Source organism: Acinetobacter sp. AND/436 (assembly GCF_049546925.1).
GTDB lineage: Bacteria > Pseudomonadota > Gammaproteobacteria > Pseudomonadales > Moraxellaceae > Acinetobacter > Acinetobacter indicus.
Genome location: NZ_JBMXBO010000014.1, coordinates 61,625 through 72,636, shown reverse-complemented (window position 1 = coordinate 72,636; position 11,012 = coordinate 61,625). Strand labels below are relative to the sequence as shown.

The following is an 11,012-nucleotide window of genomic DNA, read 5'->3' as shown; positions in this document are numbered from 1 at the left end:
CTCTGCTTGAGTCCTTTTTTATTGCGGTTTTTAAACCTGGATCAAGGAATTAAGCCTTCATCACGCATGGCAATCTGCACCGATTGACGCTCGGCCACTTTATTGCGTAGCGCAATAATATGGGTATATGGGGTTAAATCATGATGAATATGGTTCGACCAGTTGGTCAGTACGAATAAATAGGCATCGGCCGGGCCAAAGTTATCATCGACCAGATATTCATTGTCTGATTCACCAATGGTTTTATCAATATAACTTAACAGACGGTCAATTTCAGCATAGGCTTTATTTTTTTCATCATCGGTTAACTGGCCACCAAAGAATACCGCGTAGGCATCATGCAGTTCCGAGTTGAGATAACCTAACCATTCCAGCACTTTGGCACGGCCCATGCCTGATGGCGGAATTAAATCTTGTTTTGGATCGTGCTGGGCCAGAAACGGTAAAATTGCCATGTTTTCGGTCAGAATCAGACCTGGATTAATCTCAAGCGCTGGAACATAGCCTTTTGGATTAATTTCGTAATAATCATGACCTTTTTCGGTTTTATGGGTTTTCAGGTCGACACGTTCTAAATCAAAATCTACATTAATTTCATTTAAAATAATATGGGCCGCTAAAGAACATGCACCCGGTGAATAATAAAGCTTCATATCTGATCCTTGTTATATAACTACTAACTGTTTTAAATGGCTTCTAACAAACTTTCAAGTGATCGAACCTGTAAATTGCAAAAAAGCGTAAATGCGTAAAAAACATTTACCTTTTCAATATTGAGCAAGCGCGGCGCTTTTTCAAGTGGATTGCGGCTGCTTTTTTCACTTCATTTGTTTTACCATAGTCGCCTTTAAAGTTTCATGAAAAGCCGATTGTGATTAGTCTGAAAAAAGAAGAGTGGTTTTCCAATATCCGGACCGATGTGCTGGCCGGTCTGGTGGTGGGGCTGGCCCTGATTCCTGAATCCATTGCCTTTTCTGCAATTGCCGGTGTCGATCCACAAGTTGGCCTATATGCCTCCTTCTGTATTGCCGTGACCATTGCCTTTTTTGGTGGCCGCACGGCAATGATTTCGGCCGCGACAGGTGCCATGGCGCTACTGATGATTACCCTGGTCAAAGAGCACGGGCTGCAATATTTGCTGGCGGCAACGGTACTGACCGGAATCATTCAAGTGGTGGCCGGCTATTTTAAAGTGGCCAAGCTGATGCGTTTTGTGTCGCAATCGGTGGTCTATGGTTTTGTGAATGCGCTGGCGATTTTAATTTTTGTCGCGCAACTTCCAGAGCTGATGCAAATGGATCTGTGGGGCTATATCTTTGTCGGCCTGGGGCTGGCGGTAGTTTATCTGTTTCCCTATCTGCCTAAAATTGGCAAGGCGGTGCCCTCACCCTTAATCTGCATTATTGTGCTGAGTCTGCTGGCGCTGTTTTTGGGTGCCGATATGCGTACGGTGAGTGATCTGGGACAATTTCCAGACACCTTACCGGTATTTTTAATTCCTGAAATTCCGCTGAATTTTGAAACACTGGCGATTATTTTCCCCTATTCCATCACCCTTGCGACAGTGGGTTTACTGGAAACCATGATGACCACCACCATTGTGAATGAAGTGACGGAAACTGAAGGTGACCGTCATCAGGAATGTCGTGGTCAGGGCTATGCCAATATTGTCAGCGGTTTTATGGGCGGGATGGCCGGCTGTGCCATGATTGGCCAGTCGATTATTAACGTCAGCTCTGGTGCGCGTACCCGTCTTTCTACTTTGGTCGCCGGCGTTTTCCTGCTGTGTCTGGTGGTGTTCCTTAAAGACTGGCTGGCTTATATTCCAATGGCGGCGCTGGTGGCGATTATGATTATGGTGGCCTTTACCACCTTTAACTGGGATTCGGTGCGTAACTTTAGCAAGCATCCAAAGCAAAGTAATATTGTGATGCTGACCGTGGTGGCGATTGTACTGGCCACACACAACCTGGCCTTGGGTGTTTTCGTTGGGGTATTGCTGTCGGCCTTATTCCTGGTGAATAAGCTGGAAAGTGAAGTCAAAGTTCAGTCTGAACGCGTACAGGATACACGCCGTTATCAGATTACCGGACAGATTTTCTTTAGCAGCTCGGACAAGTTTTTCCAGTTCTTTAACTTTAAGGAAAATCTGCAACAGGTAAAGATTGATCTGACTCACGCGCATATTTGGGATTTAACCTCAGTGAATATGCTGAATACCGTGGTGCAAAAATTTGAAGCTCGCGGGATTCAGGTCGAGCTGATTGGCTTAAATGAAGCCAGTGACACCCTGATTGATAAATTAAGTCCGAATTAAGCTTGAATAAAAACTGCCTAAAGAAAAAACGCCTGATAATCAGGCGTTTTTTATGGCAGATCAATACCCGCCTTATTTACGGCGACGTAACCAAGCCGCAGCACTCAGCCCGAATAATCCCAATAATGACCATAGGCCGGTACTCCCCCCATGGGTATCCGCTTTGGAGTCTTCCGATGGCTTTGGCTCTGCCGGTGCATCTGACAGGTCCAGATCAATAATAATCGGGTCGTGGTCAGATGAACGGAAAGCATCCGGGCTATAAAAGGCCTGAATCTGCTCGGCGGTTTTATAGTCTTCATTATAGGCCAGCGCCGTCGGTTCATCGGCATTAATGGCCCATGCAAAAGCACGTTTAACCCGTGGATACAATTGTGCATCGGCAATGGCATGGTCTAAATTACCGGCGCCGCCATAGCCTTGGGTATTACTGGCCACGCCAAACACATAACTATAAGCCTGTTTACCCTGTCCGATTTTTTCATCATTAAACAGATTTTTATAGTTGGCCTTTTCCAGCGCCAAAATCGGATCTTCTTTGGCATAACTGTTTAAGTCGCCCAGAATCAGGACATTGGGCTGTGTTACTTTGGTTGGATTGGTCGCCAGCCATTGCATTAATTTCTGTACTGCGGTCACACGGGTGCTATTCCAGCAGCCTTGACCATCGTCCTGATCTGCATCTAGGCCGGTATCAGGACAGCTACCTTTGGATTTTAGATGCTGCGGCACCACGGTAAAGCTTTCGCCACCCGCCACAGGTTTAAAACTTTGCGCCATGGTGACACGGTTCAATTGCGTACCATCATCAAATACGGCAGCGGCATTCACCGGCGTCAGGCGTTTGCTGTTATAAATCATGGCTACGGCAATGGTATCGGTGCCCAAGCGATCTGCATTTGGCGGTGTCACATACTTCCAGTCTGGCCCCAGACTTTGGGTTAAATAGGCAATGGCGCTGTCTGGGCCATAACCATTGTTGGCAATTTCATTCAGGCCATAGACATCGGCATCAATGGCTTTTAAGGCACTGACAATTTTCTGATGCTGCTTGTCGAACTCTGCTTTGGTTTTTGCACCGCGCTCGGTCGGGAAGCCTTGTGCCGCGCCATTGTCATAGTTCAGGACGTTAAAGGCCGCAGCACGAATCTGGGCAGTATTTTTAGCGCTGACGCTACTGCGCTCATTTTTGTCTGCCACGATATTCGGCAAGGTTCTGCCCTGAACAGGCTGAATACGCCACTGGTTAAAACGATATTCCAAAATCCCTTCTACATTTTGCAGCTCATAGCCGGCTCTTAAGGTATTTTGCGCATTAAAGTTCAGCGGCAACCACGGCGTCCGGTTCTGGTTGTTATAGCCATCATCCAGAATAATTTTCGACAGCAGGTTTTGTTTGGCCAGGCTGAGTGCTTCGTCGGATTTGGCAGGATACAGATTGGTCGGCATATATAAGCGCCCAAGGCTTAGGGCCAGCTCGCCATAACGGCCATAATTATAGTTTTCACTGACGGTCAGAGTTTGCGGCAGTTTAACCAGTGCACCCTGATAACGCTGCGGTGCATGTTGCTGAATATCCGTCAGGCTTTCAAAGGGTAAATTTACTGTTTTTGGTGCCACCCAGCTTGCCGCTTGCGAATTACAGGTTTGAATCTCCTGAGTCAGCTGGTCCAGCTGCAGCTGGTTTTGATAGCTAGTGAGGCGGCCACGTAAAATCACCTCTTCTCCAACCTGCCCGCCTTTAATCTGGCTGCTGGCCGGAATATAAACAAAAATCGCATTATTCAGGTTTGGTTTGGCTTTGCTATCTGGCGTTTGCAGATAAAAACCGGAAAAACCATTGCTATAACGATAATCTGCGGTCATCACCCCACGCACGGTATAGATCTGGTTCTTGCTGGCACTGTGCAAATCGGCAATGGCGGTATCACTACTGCTACAGCTAATCGTTTCCGTCACAGGCGGTGGCTGCTCTCCTTCTGGCAGCAAATACTGACTAAAAGCATTCCGGTCAGACCAGGCCGTCCATTCACTGTTCACATCAAAAGGTGCTGTTGGGTCAACTGAGCTAACACTATGCGTGGTTTTATTGCGGCTTAAACTGGTGCCCTCTGCCCAACTCGTAGTCTGTCCAAGCACACCAAAACGATCGACCGGTGTATTATGCTTATACAGCACAACCGCATCATTACCATTAAAATTCAGACTTGCGATTTTTTTGACCAGATCGCCCAGCACCAGCTCCAATTCACTTCGCCCGACCAGATATTCAGCTTTGGCCGGCAACACTCCCTCTAAAGATACCGTCAGTCCGGCTGTGGTTGAGCCATAGGAAAAAATCTTGATTTGATACTGAGATAAATCGGCCGCTGTCGCATCAGGGTTATAAATCTCCAGTCCCTTACGGTTCGACGTACCATCGACATATTGACTGAACATCAGCTCTGCATGTGCAGAAAATCCACAACCCATGAGTGCCATGGCCCAGCATAAAGTATGTAATTTCATTGTTTTTTATCAGTTGTTAAAGCTTATTCAGGCTATTTTTTAGACATGACAGATGTATGAACATTTGATGAAACTATTTCTGCATTTTCATGACAGCTGCCGTGAAAAAAATAGCGCAATGCATGAAAAAATTTGACTTCAACTGCTCAGGACTTAAAATACCGCATTTGAATTTTTTACGATTGCCAAAGTTATGTCGAATGATCAATTAGACCAGCAAGTCGTCGAGCTGGACAACTTAAACGAGCACCGTGAAATTGTGACGTTTATGCGTCGTTCCTCACCACTCAACACCTCTCAACGTACTGCGCTTGAACAATATGGTCACCTAATTTTGGAATATCCGGTTGGCGATTTACGTCAGCATTTTGAACATCCAGAACGTCCTTTAACGGTAGAAATCGGTTTTGGAATGGGCCGTTCACTGGTCTTAATGGCGCAGGCCAATCCGGAGCGTAACTTTGTGGGTATTGAAGTGCATGTGCCGGGTATTGCCCAGTGCGTATATGAAGCAGGCACAGCCGGTTTAAGCAACCTGCGCGTACTGGATGCCGATGCAATTCAGGTGCTGCGTGAAATGCCAGACAACAGCATTAACACCGTGCAACTGTACTTCCCGGACCCATGGCAAAAGAAACGCCACTTCAAACGCCGCTTTGTGGTGGATGAGCGTATGGAACTGATTGAACAAAAACTGGAAATGGGCGGTACTTTCCATGCAGCAACTGACTGGGAACCGTATGCAGAATGGATGCTGGACGTGCTGGACAACCGTTCACGTTTAGAAAACCTGGCAGGCAAAGGCAACAGCTATCCACGTCCGGAATGGCGCCCGCAAACCAAATTTGAACGCCGTGGTATTGAAGCCGGTCACAAGATTAACGACTTTATCTTTAAGAAAATTTCTTAATCGCAAAGTTGAAAAAGCGCTGAAATCTCAGCGCTTTTTTTATACGTCCCTATTTTAAGATCAAAGATTTTAAAATAGATGATCTATCAGTCAAAAGATCGGATCGCCCACTCGATCAATCAGCATCAACCCGAAAATAACAACAATGGGTTATGACTGATGACGTTCTAAAATCTGCTGGCTGAATAGTTGATAAACCGCCTGTAAATCGGGTCGCTGTGCATCGGCCAATAACTGCTGATGCATCTGTAAAATATTCTGATCACCACGCATGGCCGGGCCGGTCTGCATGATTTTAGGGTCGGCCTGGGTGGCCTTCTGCGCCGTTTCCAGCATTAACGGATACAGCAGACTAAAATCGACCTGCTGGACATCAACAATTTGCCGGGCCATGTCATAACAATAATTACTGAAATTACAGGCAAACACCGCGGCCAGATGCAGGCTCAGACGCTGCTCGGAGCTATAGGCATAAACCCACTGACTGAGTTCATTGGCCAGCTGCAACAATACAGCCTGATCGTCTTCATGTGCCGCTTCAATAAATAAAGGGGTATGAGTCCAGTCAATCTCACGTTCCAGACTAAAGGTTTGTAGCGGATAAAATACTCCGGCACGTGCATGTACCTGCTGCAACAGCTGCATTGCAGTACTGCCGGAGGTATGGACCATCAGCACTTCAGGCAGATGAGGATGCACCTGCTCAATTACCGCGGCAATGGATTGATCACTCACCGCAATGATCACCAAGTCTAATGTTGCATCAAACTGTTCAGGGCTATGAATTGCACTGGCCTGTACCTGCTGTGCCAGCTGCGCTGCCTTATCCAAACTGCGGCTATAAATCTGTACTATCTGGTGCCGTGCACTCAATGCCCGTGCCAGATGATGTGCTACCCGCCCCGCGCCAATAATCCCGATTCGCATCTGTTTCATCTATATTTTGAACTGCCCACAGCATGCCAATAAAAAAAGGACGAATCAATTCGTCCTGATAGATTTGAGCCAGTTTTAGAACTTTCTTAAGGTCAGAATCTGTTCACTGCGTCCAAATGGCCCATGAACATCATGCAGAATGCCGCTGGTCAGACCAATACCATCTTCACCATATTGTTGTACCACTTCCAGTCCCAGCCACTGGCCTTGCGGCAAGCGGTGCAGATGAATTTGCAGATCCAAATTTGGAAAGCCCCAACCGGCATTCGGGTCCTGACGTGGCACCACGCCATTGGCAGTATCTACCATGCCCATCAGACGGGTAAAATCGGACGTCGGCTGGCCGTCAATCATTTCAAGCTGATTACTGAGCCAGACAATGCCTTTGCCCGGACGATGGTCCAGATGGGCACGGGTCTGAATACTTTGAATATAGCCGCCTGGCCAGCAGCGCATGCCATCCCACTCGGGTAAATAGTCCGGACTTTCTGCCGGTAAATCTTCCAGACCGGCAATGCCTCGAGTGTCGGAAGTCAGCATTTTCCAGGCACGCGCCACAATACAGGTTTTGCCATTGGCACACATTTCCGCTTCAATCAGTTCAATGGTTTTGCCCGGGCGAATCATGCGGGTAGTAATCGAAAATTCACCAAAGGCAATCAAACCAAAAATATCCAGCCCGACCCGGCCAATGCGCATTTCTGCACGTGGCTGGAACTGTTCCAGCTCTGCACAGAGAATACCGGTGGCAGGTGCCATATGCTGCTCATGCGGATTCCACGCGCCCTGAGCATGAATATTCGATTCATAATAAGCTGTGCTGCTACCATCTGCATGCTGTTCACGTCTGATAAAACTGTAATATGCCGACATTATTTTCCCTACTTCCTTGCTCTTTGGTCTGTGTGCTACCTGCCTGTGTAGCCTCTGTTTCGTTTATTTTCGTGCAAAAAAACCATAATAATTCATGATTTGACAATAAACCCTGCAACTTTTAAATCCGACTTTTGTTAATACGTCTTTGGTCTGTTCAGCCGAAACCAGTTCAAAATCATCATCCAGATGTGCAATCATCTTTTCACTCTGCCTCACTGTTAAGCCCTGTTGCACCGCTACATGCTGCAGCACTTGCTGTTCAGCCAATGTTTCAGGCTGCATCAGGTCATAACTGAGGAACACACCACCCGGTTTTAAGCGCTGGCAGATGTCCTGAAAAAAATCGGCTTTGGCCGGCATGGGAATAAAATGCGCCACCAGAATGGCCAGTGCCGCATCAAAAGGCTGAGGGGACTCTAAACTCTGGGTATCGGCCTGAATAAACTGCACCCGCTCGGCACCTGCAATTGAGCGGATCGTATTTTGTGCCTGTTCCAGCATGGCACGGGAGGGATCAATGGCGGTAATCTGCCACTGTGGATGATGCGCCAATAAATAGGTCAGCTCATAGCCTGTCCCGCACCCGACCACCAGAATATGCGCAGTTTCCGGTAATTCTGCTGTTAGAATGGCATCAATCTGTTGATGTACCAGTTCATAGCCGGGAATCAGTTTACGGATGTGATCATCATAGCCGGCGACAATGACTTCACTGTGAAAGTTTTTGGCCATCTTTAACTCACTCTACCTCTGACTCTTGAATAGACTTGCGAAGATCATTCTTGTTGGAAAGTCATGACAGCTCGCGGAAAGCAAAGCAATTTTGCTCTGATTTGATTTTTCCCGAGATTCAATCACATGACCGGCGATATCCCTGTCGCCCTGTCATGTGATTAGATGCCTGCATGAATCAAGCAATTTCTTTTAGGTTCAACTCTTCACGCATAAATTCACGTAGCTTAAACTTCTGCGCCTTACCCGATGCAGTCATTGGAAACTCGCTAAAGAAACGCACATAACGTGGCACTTTATTGTGTGAAATATGCTCGGCGCAGTACTGGCGAATGGTTTCTTCTGTGCAAGGGTCGTTTTCATGCAAGATAATGCAGGCGCAAAGTTCTTCGCCATATTTATGGTCAGGTACGCCAATTACCTGTACATCGCAAACTGCCGGATGGGTATAGAGGAAATCTTCAATTTCTTTCGGGAACAGGTTTTCACCACCACGAATCACCACATCTTTAATCCGGCCTTTAATTTTGACAAAGCCCTCATCGTCCATTTCAGCGATATCACCGGTATGCATCCAGCGCGCGGCATCAATCACTTCTGCGGTTTTTTCCTGATCTTCCCAATAGCCGAGCATTACCGAATAACCGCGAACACAGAGTTCACCGAGCTGTCCGCGTGGTACCACTTTGCCCTCTTCATCGACAATTTTGACTTCCAGATGTGGATGGACACGGCCCACGGTACTGACGCGACGTTCCACCGAATCTTCCGTTGAACTTTGCGCACTTACCGGTGCTGTTTCGGTCATACCATAGCAGATGGTAATTTCAGACATATGCATACGGTCAATGACGCGCTGCATGATTTCCTGCGGACATGGACTGCCAGCCATAATACCGGTGCGCAAGCTTGACAGGTCAAACTCATCAAACTGTTCATGTTCTAAAATGGCAATGAACATGGTCGGTACGCCATAAGCGGCGGTACATTTTTCCTGCTGAATGGCTTTTAAGGTATCCAGCGGGTTAAATACGGCTGATGGATAAACCATGGTGGAACCATGAGTGATACAGGCCAAGTTCCCCATCACCATCCCGAAACAGTGGAATAACGGCACTGAAATACAGACCCGATCTGCCGGGCTGAGATGAATTGCTTCACCGACAAAATAGCCATTATTTAAAATGTTGTTATGGGTCAGCATGGTGCCTTTCGGATTCCCGGTGGTGCCCGATGTAAACTGAATATTAATAGTTTCATCAAACTGCAATTCACTAGAAATCTGCTGCAGTTTTTGCAGCATTTTTTTGCTTGGCGGGGTCAGTAAATCCTGAAAGCGGTGTAATCCGGCATGTTCCTGATCATCAATTTTAATAATATGTTTCAGATGCGGCAGGCGCTCGGCTTTCAGCACTTTGCTTGCTGCCTGGTTCAGCTCCGGGGCAATTTTGGTCAGAATCTCCTGATAATTGGTGGTCTTGAACTGCGAGGCAATCACCAGTCCCTTACACGACACTTTATTCAGTACATATTCCAGCTCATTGCTTTTATAGGCCGGGTTCAGGTTCACCAGAATAATGCCGGCTTTAAAGGCCGCAAACTGGGTAATGGTCCATTCCACGCAGTTCGGCGACCAGATTGCAAGACGGTCACCTTTTTGAAAGCCCAGTTTCAGCAAACTGCAGGCAAAGGCATTCACCTGCTCTTGCAACTGCCGGTAGCTCAAACGCACATTCTGATGCAGGCTGACCACCGCATCCTGTTCGGCGTATTGCGCGCAAGCCTGATCAAATTTTTCACCAATCGTTGTGCCCAGTAAAGGCTGGCTGCTCGTTCCGTAGGCGTAGCTTAACCGTACTTGTGTCATTGAATCGTTCTCCTTGATTCTTTGTAATTCTGATTTTCAACTCTACTAATTGTTTTTGAACCACGACTACCTGTCTGTCTTCCCTGCCGTTTTTATCGTTTTTTACTCACTTCCCTCCTGTCGACGTACTGCATTCATACAAAAATCGGCAATCTGTTTGACAAAGTAATCCTTATAGTTTTGATCAAACATCACATTGCGAGATGGGTTTAAAGGTTCAATCACCACAAAAGTCATAGAGCCAACCACGCCCAGTGCGGCGGTGTTCAAATCTTCAAACTCAAACTCACCATTGACTTTTCCTTCAGCCAAAATTTCCTTAATGCTCTGCTTGATCAGCTGTTTACTGCGAAAACGTTCATGTTCCATTTCCGGATCAACCGGTTCAAACATGAGCGCATACGCCAGTTGGGGACTGTTCATGGCACGCTTCACAAAAGTTGTAACAGATTTTTGCAATTTCTGTTTTGGCGATAAATCCGAGCCGGCAATGTGGTTCAAAATTTCAACCTCATGCTGAATCGCATTCGACAACACTTCAATTAAAATCTGGCTTTTGTTTTCGAAATATCGATAGACCAGACCGGTAGATACACCGGCACGTTCCGCAATGGCCTGAATCGACGCCTCTTTAAAGCCCCCTTGAGCAATTAGTTCACGAGCGGACTGCAAAATCGACAGGCGATTCTGTTCCATTCGTTCCTGCATCAATGATGATCTTTTATAACTCATATCTTATTCTCAACCAGATAAAATGAATTGTAAATCATTTTGTGAATTTTAGTTCACTTTTTTAAATTTTCGATGTATGTTAAAAACCAAGCACAACAAAAATGCTTTTTTGGAAACAACAAATATAACCGCAG

The 11,012-nt window shown here is 46.6% G+C and carries 9 protein-coding genes; 2 read left to right on the top strand and 7 right to left on the bottom strand.

Annotated elements, in window-relative coordinates; genetic code table 11:
• Positions 1-41: 41 nt before the first annotated feature.
• A complete protein-coding gene (locus tag ACPEPR_RS11285; RefSeq protein WP_423562450.1) occupies positions 42-653 on the bottom strand; it encodes a glutathione binding-like protein in 612 nt (203 codons plus the stop codon).
• A 218-nt stretch (positions 654-871) separates the two neighbouring features.
• Here ACPEPR_RS11285 and ACPEPR_RS11280 point away from each other — a divergent pair, with 218 nt between their 5' ends.
• Positions 872-2,317 (top strand): SulP family inorganic anion transporter, encoded by a 1,446-nt coding sequence (locus ACPEPR_RS11280; RefSeq protein ID WP_411687623.1) that lies wholly within the window; start codon positions 872-874, stop codon positions 2,315-2,317.
• Positions 2,318-2,389: 72 nt separating this feature from the next.
• Here ACPEPR_RS11280 and ACPEPR_RS11275 read toward each other — a convergent pair whose 3' ends face one another.
• Positions 2,390-4,798: an ExeM/NucH family extracellular endonuclease gene (locus ACPEPR_RS11275; protein WP_423562451.1), complete on the bottom strand. Its 2,409-nt coding sequence runs from the start codon at positions 4,796-4,798 to the stop codon at positions 2,390-2,392.
• Between the two features lie 220 nt (positions 4,799-5,018).
• On the opposite strand from ACPEPR_RS11275, the gene trmB reads away from it, so the two are divergent.
• Positions 5,019-5,735 (top strand): tRNA (guanosine(46)-N7)-methyltransferase TrmB, encoded by a 717-nt coding sequence (gene trmB / locus ACPEPR_RS11270; RefSeq protein WP_005177088.1) that lies wholly within the window; start codon positions 5,019-5,021, stop codon positions 5,733-5,735.
• Positions 5,736-5,885: 150 nt separating this feature from the next.
• On the opposite strand, the gene ACPEPR_RS11265 is transcribed toward trmB, so the two are convergent.
• The 5 genes from ACPEPR_RS11265 to ACPEPR_RS11245 all read right to left on the bottom strand — a co-directional run bounded on the left by ACPEPR_RS11265 (position 5,886) and on the right by ACPEPR_RS11245 (position 10,878).
• A complete protein-coding gene (locus ACPEPR_RS11265; protein ID WP_168405297.1) occupies positions 5,886-6,662 on the bottom strand; it encodes a Rossmann-like and DUF2520 domain-containing protein in 777 nt (258 codons plus the stop codon).
• An 84-nt stretch (positions 6,663-6,746) separates the two neighbouring features.
• On the bottom strand, positions 6,747-7,544 hold the full coding sequence (locus tag ACPEPR_RS11260) for a thioesterase family protein (protein ID WP_168390819.1): 798 nt from the start codon (positions 7,542-7,544) through the stop codon (positions 6,747-6,749).
• 63 nt (positions 7,545-7,607) lie between these two features.
• Positions 7,608-8,279 carry a class I SAM-dependent methyltransferase gene (locus ACPEPR_RS11255; protein WP_104489702.1) on the bottom strand — a complete coding sequence of 224 codons (672 nt, stop codon included), beginning with the start codon at positions 8,277-8,279 and terminating at the stop codon, positions 7,608-7,610.
• 178 nt (positions 8,280-8,457) lie between these two features.
• Positions 8,458-10,146, bottom strand: a complete 1,689-nt coding sequence (locus ACPEPR_RS11250) for an AMP-binding protein (protein ID WP_104488771.1) — start codon at positions 10,144-10,146, stop codon at positions 8,458-8,460.
• 102 nt (positions 10,147-10,248) lie between these two features.
• The gene (locus ACPEPR_RS11245; RefSeq protein WP_160241438.1) at positions 10,249-10,878 is read right to left on the bottom strand and encodes a TetR/AcrR family transcriptional regulator; all 630 of its coding nucleotides are present in this window, start codon (positions 10,876-10,878) and stop codon (positions 10,249-10,251) included.
• Positions 10,879-11,012 lie beyond the last annotated feature (134 nt).